Annotated in this window: 22 protein-coding genes; 11 read left to right on the forward strand and 11 right to left on the reverse strand. The window is 42.8% G+C overall.

Going from position 1 to position 18,243, the window contains the following annotated elements; translation table 11 throughout:
- The first annotated feature begins 254 nt into the window (after positions 1–254).
- Complete coding sequence (locus tag BVU99_RS00535) at positions 255–1,520, forward strand: tetratricopeptide repeat protein (protein ID WP_000749528.1); 1,266 nt, start codon at positions 255–257, stop codon at positions 1,518–1,520.
- Position 1,521: 1 nt separating this feature from the next.
- Positions 1,522–1,941 (forward strand): TIR domain-containing protein, encoded by a 420-nt coding sequence (locus tag BVU99_RS00540; RefSeq protein WP_000208713.1) that lies wholly within the window; start codon positions 1,522–1,524, stop codon positions 1,939–1,941.
- A gap of 44 nt (positions 1,942–1,985) precedes the next feature.
- Here BVU99_RS00540 and BVU99_RS00545 read toward each other — a convergent pair whose 3' ends face one another.
- From BVU99_RS00545 to BVU99_RS00560, 4 genes are all read right to left on the reverse strand, one after another.
- Positions 1,986–2,261 carry a hypothetical protein gene (locus BVU99_RS00545; protein WP_004151481.1) on the reverse strand — a complete coding sequence of 92 codons (276 nt, stop codon included), beginning with the start codon at positions 2,259–2,261 and terminating at the stop codon, positions 1,986–1,988.
- A 9-nt stretch (positions 2,262–2,270) separates the two neighbouring features.
- Positions 2,271–2,822, reverse strand: a complete 552-nt coding sequence (locus BVU99_RS00550) for a hypothetical protein (RefSeq protein ID WP_064185466.1) — start codon at positions 2,820–2,822, stop codon at positions 2,271–2,273.
- Positions 2,823–2,827: 5 nt separating this feature from the next.
- Positions 2,828–3,403 (reverse strand): hypothetical protein, encoded by a 576-nt coding sequence (locus BVU99_RS00555; RefSeq protein ID WP_064185465.1) that lies wholly within the window; start codon positions 3,401–3,403, stop codon positions 2,828–2,830.
- Positions 3,404–3,908: 505 nt separating this feature from the next.
- Positions 3,909–4,241, reverse strand: coding sequence for a hypothetical protein (locus tag BVU99_RS00560; protein ID WP_001059602.1), 333 nt, complete (start codon positions 4,239–4,241; stop codon positions 3,909–3,911).
- Positions 4,242–5,125: 884 nt separating this feature from the next.
- Here BVU99_RS00560 and BVU99_RS00570 point away from each other — a divergent pair.
- From BVU99_RS00570 to BVU99_RS00580, 3 genes are all read left to right on the forward strand, one after another.
- On the forward strand, positions 5,126–5,827 hold the full coding sequence (locus BVU99_RS00570) for a hypothetical protein (protein ID WP_064185464.1): 702 nt from the start codon (positions 5,126–5,128) through the stop codon (positions 5,825–5,827).
- 101 nt (positions 5,828–5,928) lie between these two features.
- Positions 5,929–6,396, forward strand: a complete 468-nt coding sequence (locus tag BVU99_RS00575) for a DUF4756 family protein (RefSeq protein ID WP_029404513.1) — start codon at positions 5,929–5,931, stop codon at positions 6,394–6,396.
- Positions 6,397–6,549: 153 nt separating this feature from the next.
- A complete protein-coding gene (locus BVU99_RS00580; protein ID WP_064185463.1) occupies positions 6,550–6,954 on the forward strand; it encodes an H-NS family nucleoid-associated regulatory protein in 405 nt (134 codons plus the stop codon).
- 123 nt (positions 6,955–7,077) lie between these two features.
- Here BVU99_RS00580 and BVU99_RS00585 read toward each other — a convergent pair whose 3' ends face one another.
- The 7 genes from BVU99_RS00585 to BVU99_RS00615 form a co-directional block, all read right to left on the reverse strand.
- Entirely contained in the window at positions 7,078–7,458 is a 381-nt protein-coding gene (locus tag BVU99_RS00585) for a hypothetical protein (RefSeq protein ID WP_021569616.1), read from the reverse strand.
- 49 nt (positions 7,459–7,507) lie between these two features.
- On the reverse strand, positions 7,508–7,798 hold the full coding sequence (locus tag BVU99_RS00590; protein ID WP_000041813.1) for a hypothetical protein: 291 nt from the start codon (positions 7,796–7,798) through the stop codon (positions 7,508–7,510).
- Positions 7,799–7,892: 94 nt separating this feature from the next.
- Positions 7,893–8,180 carry a hypothetical protein gene (locus tag BVU99_RS00595; RefSeq protein WP_001291073.1) on the reverse strand — a complete coding sequence of 96 codons (288 nt, stop codon included), beginning with the start codon at positions 8,178–8,180 and terminating at the stop codon, positions 7,893–7,895.
- A 16-nt stretch (positions 8,181–8,196) separates the two neighbouring features.
- Complete coding sequence (locus BVU99_RS00600; RefSeq protein WP_064185462.1) at positions 8,197–8,583, reverse strand: hypothetical protein; 387 nt, start codon at positions 8,581–8,583, stop codon at positions 8,197–8,199.
- 12 nt (positions 8,584–8,595) lie between these two features.
- On the reverse strand, positions 8,596–8,907 hold the full coding sequence (locus BVU99_RS00605) for a hypothetical protein (protein ID WP_000837633.1): 312 nt from the start codon (positions 8,905–8,907) through the stop codon (positions 8,596–8,598).
- Positions 8,908–8,918: 11 nt separating this feature from the next.
- A complete protein-coding gene (locus tag BVU99_RS00610; RefSeq protein ID WP_048291717.1) occupies positions 8,919–9,152 on the reverse strand; it encodes an AlpA family transcriptional regulator in 234 nt (77 codons plus the stop codon).
- 215 nt (positions 9,153–9,367) lie between these two features.
- Entirely contained in the window at positions 9,368–10,228 is an 861-nt protein-coding gene (locus BVU99_RS00615; RefSeq protein WP_000158645.1) for a DUF6387 family protein, read from the reverse strand.
- Between the two features lie 1,177 nt (positions 10,229–11,405).
- On the opposite strand from BVU99_RS00615, the gene BVU99_RS00620 reads away from it, so the two are divergent.
- The 6 genes from BVU99_RS00620 to BVU99_RS00645 all read left to right on the forward strand — a co-directional run bounded on the left by BVU99_RS00620 (position 11,406) and on the right by BVU99_RS00645 (position 18,007).
- Positions 11,406–11,888, forward strand: a complete 483-nt coding sequence (locus BVU99_RS00620) for a type VI secretion system tube protein Hcp (RefSeq protein ID WP_025304260.1) — start codon at positions 11,406–11,408, stop codon at positions 11,886–11,888.
- A gap of 47 nt (positions 11,889–11,935) precedes the next feature.
- On the forward strand, positions 11,936–12,418 hold the full coding sequence (locus tag BVU99_RS00625; RefSeq protein ID WP_025304261.1) for a type VI secretion system tube protein Hcp: 483 nt from the start codon (positions 11,936–11,938) through the stop codon (positions 12,416–12,418).
- A gap of 36 nt (positions 12,419–12,454) precedes the next feature.
- Complete coding sequence (locus tag BVU99_RS25255) at positions 12,455–13,315, forward strand: hypothetical protein (protein WP_225735547.1); 861 nt, start codon at positions 12,455–12,457, stop codon at positions 13,313–13,315.
- A gap of 929 nt (positions 13,316–14,244) precedes the next feature.
- Positions 14,245–15,540 (forward strand): lysine N(6)-hydroxylase/L-ornithine N(5)-oxygenase family protein, encoded by a 1,296-nt coding sequence (locus BVU99_RS00635; protein ID WP_025304263.1) that lies wholly within the window; start codon positions 14,245–14,247, stop codon positions 15,538–15,540.
- A 50-nt stretch (positions 15,541–15,590) separates the two neighbouring features.
- The gene (locus tag BVU99_RS00640) at positions 15,591–16,475 is read left to right on the forward strand and encodes an ATP-grasp fold amidoligase family protein (RefSeq protein ID WP_025304264.1); all 885 of its coding nucleotides are present in this window, start codon (positions 15,591–15,593) and stop codon (positions 16,473–16,475) included.
- A gap of 617 nt (positions 16,476–17,092) precedes the next feature.
- Positions 17,093–18,007: an alpha/beta hydrolase-fold protein gene (locus BVU99_RS00645; RefSeq protein ID WP_099816676.1), complete on the forward strand. Its 915-nt coding sequence runs from the start codon at positions 17,093–17,095 to the stop codon at positions 18,005–18,007.
- The last annotated feature ends 236 nt before the right edge of the window (positions 18,008–18,243 follow it).

Below are 18,243 nucleotides of genomic sequence, written 5' to 3' on the forward strand. Positions count from 1 at the left end.
TCACCTAAACGAGAAATCATGCAAAATATTATCTTTTACCAAACCATCATATTTGGTAGGCTGACTATGACTCTGGCCGTTCCTGATTACATTTGGTTAAATCAAGTAAACGAATTAAAACACCAAATTATTGTCAATGAACACGCTAAACTGCCAAAAAATGATACACTCCAATTATCCATATAAAAAACATTGTGAAATAACTTACTATATGATAAATTTATCGCTTTAACGTTTAATGAAACGGATATTAAATGAAAAAGTCCCCTTCCTCAGCCAAAAAGAAATTATGCTTCGTCATTATGGGATTTGGAAAAAAAACAGATTACAAATCAGGTAAAACCTTAAATTTAGACGCAACTTATTATGAAATTATTAAGCCAGCTGCAGAAGAGTGTGGTATAGAGTGCATAAGAGCCGATGAGGTTTGTCATTCTGGTTCTATTGACAGGGAGATGTACAGGAAATTGCTTCTTGCAGATGTTGTAATTGCCGACATATCTACCAACAATGCAAATGCACTCTATGAACTTGGCGTACGACATGCCCTCAAGAAGGGAACAACCATTATAATGTCAGAAAAAAGTGGGGTTCTTCATTTCGATCTCAATCATACCGCAACCCTAATATATGAACATTTAGGCGATGATATTGGTTGTTCTGAGGCAAGAAAGAAAAGGTCAGAGCTACAAAAATTGATATCTACTGCTTTACAAGAAAGCAAAACGGATAGCCCAATTTATACATTTCTACCTGATTTAAAAACACCAACATTCAGTGAAAAAGAAATAGAAGAAATTGTTGAAGAATCGAATGAATCAGAAAAAGAGTGGGTTGATGTTTTCAATAATGCAGAAAAACTTTTAAAGGAAGGTAATTTCACTGAGGCAAAAAAATATTATAGTCAGGCTATCGAATTAAGACCAAATGATGATTACCTCTTGCAACGACTGACCCTTTGCACTTATAAGGACGTATCGGATAATATCAGCCCCGTTATGGCTTGCTTCGATGCTATGTCCATTCTTTCTGCTCTTTCTCCTGATACCAGTAACGATCCTGAAACTACTGGTTTAGCTGGAGCTATTAGCAAAAATATTTGGCGAGAAATCAAAGACATTTCTTTTTTAGATAAAGCCATTCTTTTATATGAACGTGGTTATACGATTAAAAAAGATTATTATAATGGTGAGAACCTTGCGATTTGCCATCATGAAAAGATGGAATACCTCAAAAACTTAAATGCAACATCTGCTAATTTAAACAAGGAAATTGCATACCACGAAGTAAGTGCTGAAATGATCTTCAACTCAGTGCTTGGTATAACAGAGGAAATAATTAACTCCAATTATTTTGATGAGCGAAGTGACCAAAAATGGGTCTTCGCATCAGCATGTCAAGCCGCTAACTATATTGGAGATTCAGATAAATCCTCAACCTACTTTGATAGATTTAAAGCATTCTGTGACAATTCATGGGATATTGAAACCTTCTGTAAAAACAAATTAAGGAAACAATAATATGACAACGAAAAACTACACCGCATTTGTTAGTCACTCATGGGATTATGATAAGCAATTGAAAAATTTGAAAAGTCTCATTGAAAAAAATAGTACAATTACTATCGATTACTCTGAAGTTACCGTAGATAATCGCATTAATTCAGAGCAAAGAGATTATATCCGAGGCGTCCTGAAGAAAAGAATTATTTCTTCCGATGTTTTTCTGGTTATGGCTGGAATGTATACGTCATACAGTGATTGGATGAAGTGGGAAATTGAAACAGCTAAAAAGAATAACATTCCTGTAATCGCTGTGAAACCTAGGGGGGCAGAACGCATCCCTGTAATAATTCAAGAGAATGCTGATGTTATTGTAGGCTGGAACTCAAATTCAATTGTAAATAATATTATCTCCGCAATTGAAAATAGTTCAGTTTAACTTATTATAGTTTGGGGCCTTTGGCCCCAAACCAACTACTGTCACTACATCCTTCGCCTGAACACAACATTATCAGAGAATATCGCCTTACCAGCTATAAACCCAACAGCAGCAATGATTGGTAGGCTGATAGTAGCTCCCGCCATACCTGTAGACATTCCGATCAGTATAGACAGGCCGAAGGTCAATAATATAACCACGAAAGCATACCAGCCGGGGAAGGTTCCATACAGAACCGTCGCCATGCAGCCGGTGCAGACATGAACACCCCTTTGGCTTTCTTTCAGGCAGAAAGGGCATTTAATTGTGTTGTTTTCCATGATGCCCCCTTAGATCGCTTTCCAGCCATTGCTGGTTTTAACAAGATTAATCATGCTCTCTTCAGGTTCATTCATACCCTTGACACTTGAGAACACTTTTTTGTCTACCCATGAAGGAACATCCGCCAACTTCCATGTATAAGACACGCGAACAACTTTCTGATTACCGTTTCCCGGTTCAGTCCATTCCTTTATCTCAGCAACCGCACGATGACCAACACAGGCACCATCTTTACGATCCCAAAACTCAACCGCTTGGCCTTTGTCTGTTACTTCCAGAACATCGACACTACTGAAACCATTAGCTTGTTGAGAAACATCAAGCAGCCCCTGATTAGCCAGACCTTTCAATATTTCATCACTGGCACTATACCCCGCTGAACGGTAGCCATGGTTGACCCGGATGGGGAAGCCCTTATTGAACACAATGTCATTATCCTGCAAGGAGTAGCACAGCTTTGAATGTGAAATCTTCGCATTGATAGCTTTCTCAAAATCACCTTTTTCACCGCAGCCTGATAACAACACGGTAAGGCCCGCAATGGCTAAAAATTTACGCATGGTTCTTATCCCTTTTTGTGACTGATAGTGCCGTTTTTCAGAACAACCAGACGAACTGGCATATCGGCATTGTTGACGGTAGCGAATCCACGGACTTCGAAATTGTTTACAGTTCCGGTGACGCTGACTTTCTGGCCTTTCTTGTAAGTCAGAACGGCATCATCAAGGCCGGAGTAGTAATCCAGCCAGAGCATCCCGCCGCAGTAGCTGGTATCGGTTGTTTTAAAGAGCAGATAATAGTTAGGGGCTGATTTGGGCATTCCCGTCATCATGTCGCTGGCACTTCTGCCCTTCGTAACTTCAAGAACAGTGGCATTGATGATAGAGATCCTTTTGCCTGTCCATTTCTTTTCTGCTGCCATTGCATTTTCTTCATAGTCTTTGCAAACAGCACCAAGGCCAGATACAGACGATACCGGGCCAAGGCTTTGAGTGGTGGCAGTTCCCCCCAGCGCTTTACCTACTGAAGACAACGAAGAACTGATTGCTCCATTAACTGTATTCACGCCATCGTTGAGCTGCTGGCAACCTGTTAGTGCGGCAGCAGACAGTACCAGTGGCATCACTATCCGTAATTTCATATCTATCCCCAATGTGTGGAAACTTTATGTCAAAGACAGCCCTACCCATAGGTTGGTCTCTCTGGGCTGAAAAAAAGCATTAATCAATTGATAGGATTCAATTTATTTTTCTGTTCGTCATATCGTTTGTATCGATCGAATTCAAATCATTTGATAGATAAAGGCTATCATAAATATAAAATTGATCGATATAAACAATTAAAACACCGATCAATTGACTCTCAACTGATAGCTGAAAACTATCAAATATAATTTATTGATCTTTTATATCGATCAATAAGTGGTGTAATGTGCACGAAGAGCCATGTCAGTAGCTGTTTGCACATGGATGGAGATAGAAAGGTATAAGTCGGAACAGGTAATACCCTGTCGACCATTACGCAGACAGGGATTGTTAGATCTCAGGTAACGTAGCTATCTTCCGATATGGTGTTGCAAAAACCTGTATGCAACGCATGTTTTAATATGCTGTTTCATATGGAATGGTTGCTACCATTCAGATTTTTCAATCATCTTCCAAAGCACTCACACCGCTTGCCGGGAAATTGCTTTTCATATTATTCGATATCTTCGGAACTAAGGACTCTATTGTTTCTTCGCTAACTTGGCTCAGTTCAGAAATCAATCTTCTATATGTATTAATCATTCGTTCCTGATCACACTCATGTGCTGATTCTGATAAGAAGAAATAGTCATAATCTTTGACATGAATATTATCACCATTTTGCAAAGTGAGTTTTATTACTTGTTCATTCTCTTCAACATCTTTAACAATACAAGTCATAAATGGTATTTTTTTATTTGTATGAAAGAGCGTAATAATCTTAATGTTGTTCATTCTTTATTTTCCTTCTTTTTTATTATTTAATACCATATCGAATCGGTAAAAATCAAATTTAACTCATTTAATAAACGTTTTACCTGTTTTTTCTTATTCTTTTGAAAAGATATATCTCTTATGAGCTAAAGCTCATGTGCTGACGCACGGCTACGCCCTAACTCTGTAAAATATATTTAACGATTTAACAATGGTCCTTGCTATGTTTTAGGGTAAAGCCAAAAGGATCAACATCTATTCTTTTATTCATGATTAAATATTTTCGATCCTATATTTCATAACAGCATTAGCACTAAAAGATATAGTATTTGCTCTTAAACGCATAGGAAAACTATATTCATAGAAGCAGCACTTAGTGATTGCTCAAGACAATCACACTGCTGAAACAGGGTTCATCCCTGTTAATGATGGATTTATCCATAAAGAATTGCGGCGTAGCCGCTATAACGTAGAGGAAAAACAATTGTATACTTACTAAAAAATCAGCTGCGCTTCGTGATTGTATAAAACAATCACTTGCTGTCCATAAAATCAAGTAAAAACAAAGCAAAAGAAAAATAGACGGTGCCATTTAACCGGCACACTCCCCGTTAAGGTTATTAAACATATTATAGTATTAAGGAGGCGTAACCTATTATATTTAAAAGAGATTTCACGGAAAAAGTTTCCTGTACGGAAATTTAAGTTTCTTCTGTGGAAACCGAAGTTTCCTGTACGGAAACCAAAGTTTCTTCTGTGGAAACTTTTTTATAGTTAAAATTTCCAGAAAGAAGTGAACGCTATTTCGCAAAAGTGTATTATTTTTCCTTTTTTCACATTTATTTTTGACAAAAGTATATCCTGCATTATATAGAATAAACATAAAAACAATAAAAGGATAAGCGATGAGCATTGATTACAATACAATAATGACCTCCAGCAGTGAAGAAGTGGAAGAATATATAAACAGAAATCATTTTACGGACAAACAGAAACTGGATATTTACAGTTTTTATAACAGAAACAGAAAAGATAAAATAACCGTAAATGTAAAAAAAGAGAGAGGTTCTGATATTCAACCGGGAATAGCCTATGTTCATGCTTTTCTTGATAATCTGGAAAAGCTCGGAAAAAATATGTCTGGCGCAGAATACACAATAATGATCCGCTTATGTAAACTCATGCAGCATGGAAACCTCATTGCCAGTATATCTCAGTCGGCACTCGCAGAAGAGCTTAATATGAGCAAATCTAACGTGTGTAAATGCTGGAACAAGCTAATAAATAAAGGCATTCTGGTCAAAGAAGGGAAGCATACCATGATAAACGCAAATCTCTTTCTGAAAGGCCAGTACAGAACATTAAATGCCACAAGGAAAGAATATGTTAAGAAGTCGCTGAGAACGACCAGTGAAGGTATAGAAGACGTATTCGTCACCGTTTATAAAGATACGGTACTTACAAATAACGTAGAGAAAACAATCGATAAAGAAGATGATAAACCTTTACTCTCTACTCCCGACGAAGATGTTGACTGGGACTCTGTTTCAGAAGATGACATTTTTGTTGATTATTCTGAAGATGTTGATCAAAAAGAAAGAATATAGTTTTCATCTGAATATTATCATTCTTATTTCCCGGTTATATTTGACACTTACACTATATCTCGTAATATAAATATATCCACTGTTTTATTTACGAGGTATATATGAGGAAAGTAAAATTAGACAATGATGATTTAATTCAGTATCTGAACACCATCAAAGCATTAAAAAAATATCCAACGATGTCTGAATACAGAGATGAATATCGCAGATTAAGAACCAATGGCTCCCCCTTGATTGAAGCAAAAGAATTTAAATCTGCACACACTAATCTCCTTAGATTAGACCGAAAGAAAAAATCACTGCTTGAAAAATTTATTGAAGAACTTAATCCTATTAGCCATGCATCGGCTCTTGCATCCAAGAGCCTTGAGAAGGTTCAGGAATCCATACTCTACAGAAAAACTTTATTGGAAAAAACACCTGATGAACTCTTCGCTCTCGTCATAAAACAGCGTACAGAAGCTGCTCTTGAGTTCCAACGTTCTGTTGAACAGAGTCTTGAGCAACTTTCTAACATATCGTCAGAGTTCGAACGATCAAGTCAACTACGACGAAAAATGGCCCTATAAATCAGTCCTCCGCTTTTCGTTTGAAATGGTTCTAATAGATTGCTCTAATGATAATATTTACTATATTATTAATATGTTGGTGTGTTTTAAATCGATCATCAGACAATACTGGACACCCTTCGATCCCCCATTTCAAACACAGGATGGCATAGTATGAGTGAAGCATTAAAGGTACTGAACAATATTCGTATACTTCGCGCACAGGCTCGTGAAACTGATCTGGAAACGCTGGAAGAGATGCTGGAAAAACTCTCTGTTATCGTGGATGAGCGCCGTGAGGAAGAACATGCAGTACTCAAGGAACAAGAACAACGTCAGGCTAAGCTTGAAGCCTTCCGCCGGAAACTGTTAGAAGATGGTATCGATCCTGCGGAGCTACTTTCAGCGGTAGGTTCCACTAAGCCTAAAACCAAATCGACACGCACTCCACGCCCTGCTAAATATAAATATACAGATGATAACGGTAATGAGCAGACTTGGACTGGTCAGGGCCGTACTCCTAAAGCAATTGCTACTGCTATTGAAGCAGGTAAAACATTGGAAGACTTTGCAATCTGATCATTCTAAGGCCGTCAATATATTTTGACGGTTTTAAAAATCAGGCTATATGTAATACTGGAATCCATTCCGTCATTACACTATTGATATACTCATACATTCCTCTGAATAACATTACTGATATTATCTATTTATGTCCACATCCCAGTCCAACACACTATAATCATCAAAAGATCGTCCCGACTCTATATTTCTTATCAACATATCCTTGACATATAAATCATGAAAAAACATCACCCTTTTTAATAGCTCTGTTATATTTATATATTCATACTTTTCCTTTCCTGTACCATAAGCAGACTTGTAATACTCAAACTCAGTTAATACTTCCTTCATGTGAATTCGTAGTGCAAACTCAACAACATCTTCATCATTTACATAAATCACTGCATCATCTTTGTTTACACTTGCCATGCTGTATATCCTGTCCACATACAACATTAGCGTTGCTGAAATGGCGAATATCATTGTTTCATCTTTTTTACTCAGATTATCTTTCTTCATCTATATCCTCTTTTTTGATTTTTAGTATTCAATAAAAAAACAGTTAGTATTAACAAAACACCCAAGCATTACGCACAAGCCGTTCTGCAACCTCTTCAAAGTTGACCTCTGTAAGGTTTCCTTGATTTCCTTCTTGTGTAGTAAACTTCTCAAAGTTATGACAAATATGATTAATAGTGAGTCGTATAAATGCGCTCATAAAATCAGCGTCATCAACAAGGTGCGAAATGCTGTCACTACACATATTTTGCATTGTTTTCCAGCTTGCTTCGAAAGAACGCTTTGCCAGATCATAGAACAGCTCAGTAGATGTATTTTTAATTTCAATATTTTTAGACATAATGATTCCTCATTTTAAAATGATATTTATTGGTTTATTATTTCCAGCCCCATATGTGGGGCTAAACAGGGCTATATTTTTGAAACTTATATGCTCATCTTCTTTTATGATTAACACGCAGTGTTATCAATACCACCTCCTTATCAACCATTTTTACTGAATGCCCTTGCTCATAATACTCAGCTCTGGCTGCTTTTTTAAAAGTAGCACTTGCATTTTTAATGCACTCTTTATAAATACCTTCCATGAAGGCATCATCTACCATTAACATCTCTGCTTCATTAGGCCGTGTTTCCTTCAGCGTATTTATTCTCATTTCATAAAATAACTCAGCAAGGTGCAGGAATACTTTTCTTGATTCTTTTATCAGTTTTTCACTCATCTCATTACCTCTTATATCACATCACAGACTGTTTATTTGCGCTGATTTCTACTTTTTTGTAATAACGAACATAACCATCACCATTAAAGCATTTAATCAAAAACTCATGATAGCTACTTAGTATAGTTTTAACCTCTGGGACTGATATGTATTTAATCTTTATCTCTTCAGAACTTTCAAGCCATTCATGTAGCTTGAGATTAATAATATCCATTATGAATATCTCCCTGTAAAACCCATCCATCAATTCCTTCAGAAATACATCTTCACTTAGATTAAAGTATAAGTAATGTATTAACTCGTTATAGGTATTTATAACATCAGTAGTAAAGTTTGCTGTCTCAGGATTACTCGCGGTTATTTTTACTGGTATTTCATTCCAATCTAAACTTTTTTCGTCCATATTTATCTCCTATTAATAGTTTTTACGATACGCCAAATAAATAACTCTCAGATTCCTTCGAACCTCATCTAAGAACAGGTAATATTCTTTTCCTTTATTATCTTTCATTGATTCAGCAAACTCTTGTTTTGTTCGTTCGATCACTTTAGCAATCACTTCTTCAATATAGCGCCTGTCTTTAAAGTGACGCTCATAATCATTTCCCATACAATCAATCATGGCCTGAAGATGTTTTCTAAAGTTATTGATCGCCATTTCCATAAATACTTCTGTCTCATCATTCGTAACAGTCACCACAAAAGGCAGTACGTTTTTACTTTTCATATATTCTCCTTTTATTTAAAATGTTTAAATTCAGATACACAGCGAGATTTCGCAATCATTTTTTCAATCCACTCATCAATCTCACTTTCAATAAAAGCAATAGACCTTTCACTTATCTTTACTTGCTTTGGAAATCTTCCAGCCTTTATAAGCTCATAAATCCATGTCCTGCCAAATCCAGTTTTTCTTATTACTTCCGGCAACCGGATAAGTTTCGGGTGTTTTTCTTTATTGGTTTGAATCATATTTACCTCCATTATTTTTCCCGTAATACCTATGATATTTCGTTTTATGGTGTGTTGTTCGATGAGATAATTGTATGGATTTTTCTTGTGATTTAGGAGGGACGTTCAGGGATAAGCTTTTTACGCAGATTTTTGGAGTGGGAAAAATAGGGTATGTTCAGCCTTAGTGAATATAGGCGATATTTACATTGCGCAAAACACCGCCTTTTGGAAGATCAGTCCTGATCGGATTGCTCATCCTTACCAAGTTCCGCTCTGATTAGATCCTGAATATTCCAGTGTCTTCTGTCGTCGTATCTATATGTAAAATCGACAAAAGAGCGATAGTGAGCAAGGTTTGTCAGATACTTAACTGCCAGAGGATGATCTGTTGACTTCACCTTATCTACATCACGGATACCGTCTTTAAACTCATCAGGGTATAAAAAGCTGGTCAGTTGTGGCATACCAATCCTGACCTCTTCATCCTGCGCCCAGTACAGCAGGTCCATGATGGGGATAATGTTGTAATCGAGTATTTTTTTAAGGTTGCTGACCCCAAAGCGAAAATCTCTCGCTGGAGGCTCAGGAGCCTGTAGCTGCTGTTTCCACTCAGGAACCATGACTTTCAGGTGATTGATGATTTCTTCGGGTGATGTTTCTGCCAGATTAATTTGAACCAGCATCAGCCCTTCGTTGTTTACCTCGGCTTCCTTCAGATAGTGCGAGACTTCCATATGAGGCAGGGGTTTTCCCTCCGGGTTTACGTATTTATCGAAAGCAGCAACATAACCCGCCACCTCCCATAGCCCTTGGTGTGTTACAGGCTTGATGGCATAGCTGGAAGATAGTCTTTTCTCTGGTCCACCGAAAACATCACCAAAGACGACTTTACCTTCAATCAACTCTTCGTAATATTTCTGATGCCTACTAAGGTTTTCGGGAGACAACTCAGCCCGATTTTGTTCCATACGATAGGCGACAATCCTGTTCTCTATCTCTTGGAAAAGCTGTTCCACTGTCAAATTTTGCAGGACGCTGTAGTTCTCAATGTTGAACCATTCATTAACAGCGCTGGCGATCTCCGCTTTGGTCATGTGGCATCTATCCTTCTGGCTTTACTTATCGCTTTGATATGTTATGAGTAAACATATCGGATTTGATGACGGTAATCTATTGAATAGAGCAGGGAAAAGCAGAGGAGCAATCAGTCCAGACTTGACGATTGTTCAGTGAGGTTTAGCAGGGTATGTTGTCATAACCAATTGAATATAATTGACTTTATTTACATTCACGCTTATAAATTGATGGTACATTCGTTGGTACAGTTAAGGTTATTATGATTATTTTTCATTTATTTCAAACAGTTAATACATTCCACGATTCCGAGTCCGGGCACCATATTCAGAAGAACCCGCCTATGGCGGGTTTTTCGCTTTCTGGAGTACGGACTCTCCATCGAACTGCGTTCGATTATTCGGCCTAAAGGCCTCACCCTGCGGGCCAGCGCCGAAGCGCTGTTCAACACGGCGCCAGCGCCGGTTGTCCGAGTCCGGTCGCCCTATTCAGAAGAACCCGCCTATGGCGGGTTTTTCGCTTTCTGGAGTACGGACTCTCCATCGAACTGCGTTCGATTATTCGGCCTAAAGGCCTCACCCTGCGGGCCAGCGCCGAAGCGCTGTTCAACACGGCACCAGCGCCGGTTGTCCGAGTCCGGTCGCCCTATTCAGAAGAACCCGCCTATGGCGGGTTTTTCGCTTTCTGGAGTACGGACTCTCCATCGAACTGCGTTCGATTATTCGGTCTGAAGACCTCACCCTGCGGGCCAGCGCTAAAGCGTTGTTCAACACGGCGCCAGCGCCGGTTGTCCGAGTCCGGTCGCCCTATTCAGAAGAACCCGCCTATGGCGGGTTTTTCGCTTTCTGGGGTACGGATTCCCCATCGCTTCATCCGATGGGGTGTAACTTCGCATTACAGGTGGACTCTCTCGAAAGAGCGCCCCTAATCCCCAACTACCCGAACGTCAAACGAACGCGCTCATATTCCGTGTTTATTGAGTGTTTTATTGTCGAACGGTGATGGGATACAGTTACGAACATATAACCGCATCCCATTGTTAAATAATAATATATTGCACAAAAACTAGGAACATTCCGAATAAAAACGACATTACTGTCAATTCATTCATATAGGGCTATGCTGAATTTTACCCATTGATAAGGCATTTTTAACCTATTCCGCTGCCAACACGAAATAATGGAGGATCCGGCGACAATGGCCATTGATATGTATATGAAAGTTGAAGGAATGACGGGCGAGTCCCAAGACAGCAATCATAAAGGATGGACCGACGTACTTTCGTTTAACTGGGGCGCTTCACAGCCAGGAAATATGGCTGTTGGTGGCGGGGGTGGCTCCGGAAAAGTGAATTATCAAGACCTCCGTATTCAAGCCCTTATCGACAAATCTACGCCCGCTATTCTCAAATATTGTTCCAGTGGAAAACATGTCGCGAAAATCGAGCTTTCCGTATGCAAAGCGGGCGGCAACCAGGTGGAGTATTCCAAAATCGTTCTCGAAGACGTTCTGGTGACGCAAACCGATTTTAACGGTGTAGGCCAAAATGATGCGATCGTGGTTGATTACGCCTTCCAGGCGTCAAAAGTCACCATGAGTTACTGGGAACAAGGCAGCAGCGGCACTAAAGGCGCGGAAAGCAAATCTGGTTGGGATATCAAGCAGAATAAAGAGAGCTAAGCGCATTCTGGCACCTAACAATACGTTAATGATCGGGTGATAAAATCATGGCAATGGATATGTTTTTAAAAGTTGAAGGCATTAATGGTGAATCGAAAAATGCGAATCACAAGCAATGGATCGATGTCTTTTCCTTTAACTGGGGAGCGCGACAGCCTGGCAATATGGCCGTTGGCGGCGGCGGCGGTGCGGGTAAAGTGAACTTTCGCGATCTGACCGTACAGGCTCTGATAGATAAAGCGACACCTGCCTTATTGAAATACTGCTCGGCCGGTAAACATCTCGCCAAGGTGCAGTTGTCTCTTTGCAAAGCCGGTGGGCAGGAAGTGGAATATACCCGCATTACCCTGGAAGATGTATTGGTGACTCATACCGACTTCATCGGTGTCGAGCACGGTTCCACGCTAGGCATTGAGTACTCTTTTCAGGCCGGTAAAGTGTCGATGGAATACTGGGAGCAAGCGAAGCAAGGTAATAAAGGGGCTTCGGTGCAGATGGGCTGGGATATTAAGCAAAATAAAGAAAGCTAATCATATTACGGTGCATATCGTAATGACGGGGGCATTATGGCATTTCCTAAGTCACATGAAATTTTAGCTCTGACATCGCAACACGAATCGAATAATCGGGTGTCGGCCAACTTTTTGACCCGCGAGATTTTAAATGAGGCGCTGATCCTCGTCAGGTCTCTGTCACCAGAAGAAGTCTTTCGATTAACAAAAACGGAGACCGGCCAGATCGCGTTTACGCTGGGTGAACTCAAAGATGAAAACAACCGCCGGTTGACAGCCAATACTATTGAGTCAGGACAACGACCAGGCGGAAGAATTAATCACCTGGATAACCGAATTAATGTCTCTTTTCCCGGAACCTCATGGCAAATGGGAGCCCGTGTTCAGCATTTTGAGAATATCGCATCGAGTACCGTAGGCGGGGCCGGTCTGGTTTTGATCGCGGGATTATGGACGGGAGCCGGTTCTGGCGTTGGCAGCATTTTAGGCCGAAATGCCGCCCAGCTCGCTGTAGTGACAGGCACTTATTTGGGTAAACGCTTCGTGACCAATAAAACCATGGTCGTGAATCAGATGGCGGCGCATATCAAAAACCTTGCCGATATGTTTAACTCTACCCACAATGCCTTTAATGATTTCAAGTTTGAAAGCGCAGCCAAACGCGCACAATACAGCCCCGATCCTCAAGCAGAGTACCCTATTACATTTGAACAAAAAGTCACGGATAATAATGCAGTTCCTGCTAACTATGCCGAGACCATTCAGGCCATCGTGCGCCGTTTTGTAACGGGAACCTACGAGCGTGTAGATATCGTCGGCCAGGGCGATATGTTTATAAAAGTTTTTTTCAGCGATGGGGAACTGGACATTTCGAAAGCCCAGTATGACTATCTCAGCAATTTGAAGCTCCCGTGATTGATCAACCTGGCAGGTCTTCACGCTTGTGGCGCAACGGTAGCCATTCAGTCCAGGGGGCAAAAATGCCTCGAGCTGACCAAAAGATTTTTATTGTCGGTAAGAATGGTCAATGATGATGACAAGGCAGATTGCCGGATCGGATTCAACCGTTGCGCCAGCGTGGCCAGGTTTTTCACACTCGCCTCGAGCAAGCGTCCTCTCCGGCCAGCCTTTGCCCGGCATTAATTAAACGAACCCTAACACCGGTAGTTAACGCGAACCATCCGCGCCCATAGGGTGATGCAACTCGGGGTAAAATATTGCCATTCGGGGGGCAACAAGAAGAGATAAAGGTACAGAAGTGTGCGTATCACCTTAGTGAAAGAGTGTGATACCCTGCCGCAAAAAACAAAATAACACATTGAATTTAATGATAAAAACTAAATCACAATGCGCAGATTTCATAATTTCACTTCCGATTTCATCTTTGCAAAAAGCATCCTGCCTCTAATATCACGTTATTTCACCTTCCCCGTGCCTATTTTAAGGCTATTCTAAGCAACGAATACACCGATCCCGGCAATGCAATGGCATAGACACCAGATAAGCAGATAAGAACTCATACGGTGGGCATCCTCCCTGGTGGCCGTTTTCATGGCTTGATGAATCAGGGAGAGATCGGATTTTTACTTAGGAATATTCATTAAATACACGCGCAAAACCTTCATAGGAATTTTCATGGAAAGAAATACACCCGTAGCCTTTACCTAATGCGCTACCGAATTCTAAACGGGTATTTAAAAGTGCGGTATTTTTGGCCTGCACACCGTTTAATTACATTTAATTCGTGAAGCTTACTTATAAGAAAAAGGCAGCCTGGTTGCTATAAGCCACCCTATCTGCGGCCGTATTTCTGGGTATTATTCTCATTATACTGGAGCTTATTAATGAATCAGCATTTGGATATCATCGGTATTGGCCTTGGCCCGTCGAATCTTAGCCTGGCAGCCTTAGGAAGTGAAATAGAGGGATTTACGGGACAATTCCTTGAACGCAAACCTCATTTCTCCTGGCACCCAGGGATGATCCTGGCGGACTGCAGTATGCAGACCAACTTTTTAAAAGATTTAGTGAGCGCGGTTGCCCCAACCAATCGCTACAGCTTTCTCAACTATCTGGTAAAAAACAGAAAATTTTATCGTTTCCTGACGACGGAGCAGCGCACCGCATCGCGCGAAGAGTTCGCCGATTACCTCACCTGGGCCGCCGCCGGGATGGGATCATTGGCATTCAATCAAGACGTTCAGCGGGTCGAATTTGACGATCGGCAGCGCCAGTTCGTGGTGACCACCTCGAATAAGGTCTTCCACGCCAGGCACGTAAGTATCGGTATTGGCAAGAAAATAAAGCTGCCTGATTGCGTGACGACGCAAAGCGATCGCTGTTTCCACGCCAGCGAAATGATGCTGCGCAACCCCGATCTGACCGGCAAACGCGTGGCGATCGTCGGTGGCGGCCAGAGCGGCGCAGACCTGTTCCTCAATATTTTTAAAGGGGAATGGGGGCAACCGGAGCAGCTCGACTGGATATCGCGCCGCAACAACTATAATGCGCTCGATGAAGCGGCCTTTGCCAACGAATACTTCACGCCCGATTACGTCGAGAGCTTTTACTCACTGGATAGCGCGGCCAAACGGCATATGCTGGCCGAACAGAAAATGACCTCAGACGGCATCACCAGTGAGTCGCTGCTAGCGATTTATCGCGCCATGTACCACCGCTTCGACGTCCTGCGCGAGAAATTATGGGTGCGCCTGCTGCCCAGCCGTTCGCTGACGGCCGTGAAACACACGCTGGATAACGCCTACCAACTCGAAACGCGTCATCATCTCGATCACGGCGAAGAAGCCTTCAAGGCGGACGTGGTGATCTTTGCCACCGGTTATCAATCGGCCACGCCAGAGTTCCTTGAACCTTTGGCCCACCGCTTACTAACCACTGCGGAGGGCGAATACCGCATCGCCCCAGACTTTACCTTTGAGTGGGAAGGCCCGGCGGAGAACTGCTTATTCGCCATGAACGCCAGTATGCACAATCACGGCATTGCCGATCCGCAGTTGAGCCTGATGGCGTGGCGGTCGGCTCGCATTCTTAATCGGGCGTTAGACCACAAGCCATTTGATCTGGGAACAACGCCGACAGCCATTCAATGGCGCAGTGAAAGCGCACCACCCGCGTTTTAAATACAAGAACGACTTAATCATTGTCACTACGCTTTGATGGAATTACGTATATGAAAAGACAAGTCATTAAATTTATTACGAAGCAGCTGGCCGTATTGGCCCCCGAATTCAAGGCCAGATTGCTCTACAAAAAAGCATTTGGCAAACCGTTAAACTTGCAGGCGCCGTCCACCTGGAATGAAAAGATCAATCACCTGAAATTGAATGGCTATAGTCACAATGCGTTGGTGAAGCAGTGTGCAGATAAATATGCGGTAAGACAGTACATCAAAGATCAAGGGTGCGAAGAGATCCTTAATGAATTGTACTTTGCCTGTGATTCAGTAAACGATATTCCGTGGGACGCATTGCCGGATAAGTTTGTGATCAAAGGGAATCACGGTTCCGGGTATAACCTGATTTGCCAGAATAAAAAATTGCTGAATATCAAGAGCGCAAAAAAATTGATCGACGCTTGGATGAAAGACGATTATTGGAAAACTTATGTAGAGCTCAACTACAAAGGGATACAAAAAAAGATCATTGGGGAGAAATATATCGAATCGGCCAATGGTCACGGACCTGAAGACTATAAAATCTATTGTTTCCGCGGTGTACCTTACTGCACGTTGCTGTGTGTCGGCAGAGAAACCGGGTCGCCGAAGTATTACTTCTTTGACAAAGATTTCAAGTTTCTGTGCTACAGCGATGACTGCCTGGCCTTGAGCCAGGAAGAAATAGACGCCTTCGTGAAGCCAGAAGGCTACGATGAGCTGTTTGAGTACGCCTCACGCTTGTCCGCGCCCTTCGAGTTTGTTCGCGTTGATTTCTACATCTCCAAAGGCCAGATCATTTTCGGCGAATTGACCTTTACCCCATCCGCCGGGCTGGATACGGATATTCTGCCGCCAACCGATGTTTTGCTTGGCGAGATGTTGACGTTGCAACAGCACTGATTTTCACCTGGTCCCACATCCCACAGTGAAGATCGGCTGCGCCTGAGGATAAATACCGGCCGGCCTTTTTGCAGCCCGCGGGCCGGTATTGCCCTGAGGGATATCGGGCCGATGACCTCGCCTGTTCATGCCACCGTTACAGCAAAATCTCTGCTGCCTATCCCTGGCAGCCCACACCCGACCCAAGTGCAATACGCCAGTCAGATCACATAACCATTTGAAAAACAATGGTATTAAGTGATTAATAAGAATCACTTACATATTTATAATAAAATGTTCTATATGTATAGGAAGCTATAATATAAGATACAGGAAAGTTTCCCTGGTGTTGTTGTGTGTCTTTGCCCTATTTTATAGGGCTTTTTTCGCTAAAAATCGTTGATAACCGTGTGTTTTTACCTACCTTCACCATTTCCCCCTCCATAAAAACCATAACTATTTCTAATTAATTGTAATCCCTCTTATTCCTGACTTACCAATAATAACAATGAGTTGCTATTAACCTGGCAAAGCAACGGCTGGCAGCGCTTCGCGACCGGAATGTCCGCCCTAAAGGTAGGTTTTTACCGGGCGCGAACGGATGCTACTATCGGCCTTTTTCGAGGATGTTGATCCGCATGTTATTGTCCAACCGGCATTTTATCTCCGCGCTTCTGGCGCTCGCCATCGGCCTTTGGCTGCCGGGCTCCGTGATGGCCAGGCCCGATTTGGAACGCAAGATCGGCACTACCGTAGCCGATAGCGATACTGCGGATTACCGCTTCAGCGATCTGCGATTCACCTCCGCCGATGGCCAACGGCATTATCGTGTTCGCATCGCCCAACCGCGTCAGGCGCCTGTGCCAGACGGCTATCCAACGGTTTATTTCCTCGACGGCAATGCGGTGCTGATGGAGTTGAACGCCGCCTTACTGGCCAAATTGGCAGCAACGAAGCGGCCACCGGTGCTGGTGATGATCGGCTATGACAACGATCTGCGCATCGATGCCGCCGGCCGCACCTACGACTATACGCTCCCTCTGCCGGCAGGCATGAAGAAACCGCCGCGGGCCGTCGGGGGCGCGGATGCGTTCCTGCAATTGATTGAGACCCAGATCAAACCGGCGATCGCCGCCAAACTGGCGGTCGATCCTCAGCGGCAAACGCTGTGGGGGCACTCCTACGGCGGGCTCTTCGTTCTGCATACGTTGTTCACCCATCCCACCGCCTTTCAGCGCTACATCGCCGTGGAACCCTCGCTGTGGTGGGGCAACGGCATGATCCTGCAAGAAGCGCAGCAGATGACAGAACGGCGCGCGGCGCCGGCAGCCAGGTTGCAACTGTGGGTTGGCCTGGCAGAACGCGATCGCGCTGCCCCGCCCGGCGTGAAGAGCCCCGCTCTGCCGGCGGACGCAACGCGTTTATTGGCCGAACACCTGGCACAGCTCGACGGTCTCACCGTCGGCTATCGCGAATGGCCTGCCCTGGGACACGGCGCCATGCTGGGTGCGGCCATCGAGCCGGCGCTGGGCAACGTCATTGCAGAGGACTAAATCAGCGGATCAGAAGCTATCGGCCACATTTTCATCTGCGGCGCATATCTTCTGATAAGAAGAGTGTTTACTATCTGAGACAGAGAATGGTGGGGGCGTCAAAAAACAAAGTGGCTCCCCCGTCGGCAAGTGAGCTTGCTCTATCCGGTGGAGCCATACAGTACTGCAGTTTTCCCGGTGGGGCCCTGGTGAGGCGCAAGTAGGAAAAGATGGTGTTAGCAGGGCATTTCAGCGTT

It is taken from the genome of Serratia sp. OLAL2 (assembly GCF_002752475.1).
In the GTDB taxonomy this organism is placed as follows: Bacteria; Pseudomonadota; Gammaproteobacteria; order Enterobacterales; family Enterobacteriaceae; genus Serratia; species Serratia bockelmannii.

Excerpts from the sequence above, each read along its gene's own strand:
- BVU99_RS25255 (WP_225735547.1), top strand. The coding sequence starts at position 12,455 with ATGGCATTTCCTAAGTCACATGAAATTTTAGCTCTGACATCGCAACAC.
- BVU99_RS00625 (WP_025304261.1), top strand. The coding sequence starts at position 11,936 with ATGGCAATGGATATGTTTTTAAAAGTTGAAGGCATTAATGGTGAATCG.
- BVU99_RS00605 (WP_000837633.1), bottom strand. The coding sequence starts at position 8,907 with ATGAAAAGTAAAAACGTACTGCCTTTTGTGGTGACTGTTACGAATGAT.
- BVU99_RS00580 (WP_064185463.1), top strand. The coding sequence starts at position 6,550 with ATGAGTGAAGCATTAAAGGTACTGAACAATATTCGTATACTTCGCGCA.
- BVU99_RS00640 (WP_025304264.1), top strand. The coding sequence starts at position 15,591 with ATGAAAAGACAAGTCATTAAATTTATTACGAAGCAGCTGGCCGTATTG.
- BVU99_RS00535 (WP_000749528.1), top strand. The coding sequence starts at position 255 with ATGAAAAAGTCCCCTTCCTCAGCCAAAAAGAAATTATGCTTCGTCATT.
- BVU99_RS00575 (WP_029404513.1), top strand. The coding sequence starts at position 5,929 with ATGAGGAAAGTAAAATTAGACAATGATGATTTAATTCAGTATCTGAAC.
- BVU99_RS00590 (WP_000041813.1), bottom strand. The coding sequence starts at position 7,798 with ATGTCTAAAAATATTGAAATTAAAAATACATCTACTGAGCTGTTCTAT.
- BVU99_RS00620 (WP_025304260.1), top strand. The coding sequence starts at position 11,406 with ATGGCCATTGATATGTATATGAAAGTTGAAGGAATGACGGGCGAGTCC.
- BVU99_RS00615 (WP_000158645.1), bottom strand. The coding sequence starts at position 10,228 with ATGACCAAAGCGGAGATCGCCAGCGCTGTTAATGAATGGTTCAACATT.
- BVU99_RS00585 (WP_021569616.1), bottom strand. The coding sequence starts at position 7,458 with ATGAAGAAAGATAATCTGAGTAAAAAAGATGAAACAATGATATTCGCC.
- BVU99_RS00560 (WP_001059602.1), bottom strand. The coding sequence starts at position 4,241 with ATGAACAACATTAAGATTATTACGCTCTTTCATACAAATAAAAAAATA.
- BVU99_RS00545 (WP_004151481.1), bottom strand. The coding sequence starts at position 2,261 with ATGGAAAACAACACAATTAAATGCCCTTTCTGCCTGAAAGAAAGCCAA.
- BVU99_RS00555 (WP_064185465.1), bottom strand. The coding sequence starts at position 3,403 with ATGAAATTACGGATAGTGATGCCACTGGTACTGTCTGCTGCCGCACTA.
- BVU99_RS00570 (WP_064185464.1), top strand. The coding sequence starts at position 5,126 with ATGAGCATTGATTACAATACAATAATGACCTCCAGCAGTGAAGAAGTG.
- BVU99_RS00595 (WP_001291073.1), bottom strand. The coding sequence starts at position 8,180 with ATGAGTGAAAAACTGATAAAAGAATCAAGAAAAGTATTCCTGCACCTT.
- BVU99_RS00635 (WP_025304263.1), top strand. The coding sequence starts at position 14,245 with ATGAATCAGCATTTGGATATCATCGGTATTGGCCTTGGCCCGTCGAAT.
- BVU99_RS00645 (WP_099816676.1), top strand. The coding sequence starts at position 17,093 with ATGTTATTGTCCAACCGGCATTTTATCTCCGCGCTTCTGGCGCTCGCC.
- BVU99_RS00600 (WP_064185462.1), bottom strand. The coding sequence starts at position 8,583 with ATGGACGAAAAAAGTTTAGATTGGAATGAAATACCAGTAAAAATAACC.
- BVU99_RS00610 (WP_048291717.1), bottom strand. The coding sequence starts at position 9,152 with ATGATTCAAACCAATAAAGAAAAACACCCGAAACTTATCCGGTTGCCG.
- BVU99_RS00550 (WP_064185466.1), bottom strand. The coding sequence starts at position 2,822 with ATGCGTAAATTTTTAGCCATTGCGGGCCTTACCGTGTTGTTATCAGGC.
- BVU99_RS00540 (WP_000208713.1), top strand. The coding sequence starts at position 1,522 with ATGACAACGAAAAACTACACCGCATTTGTTAGTCACTCATGGGATTAT.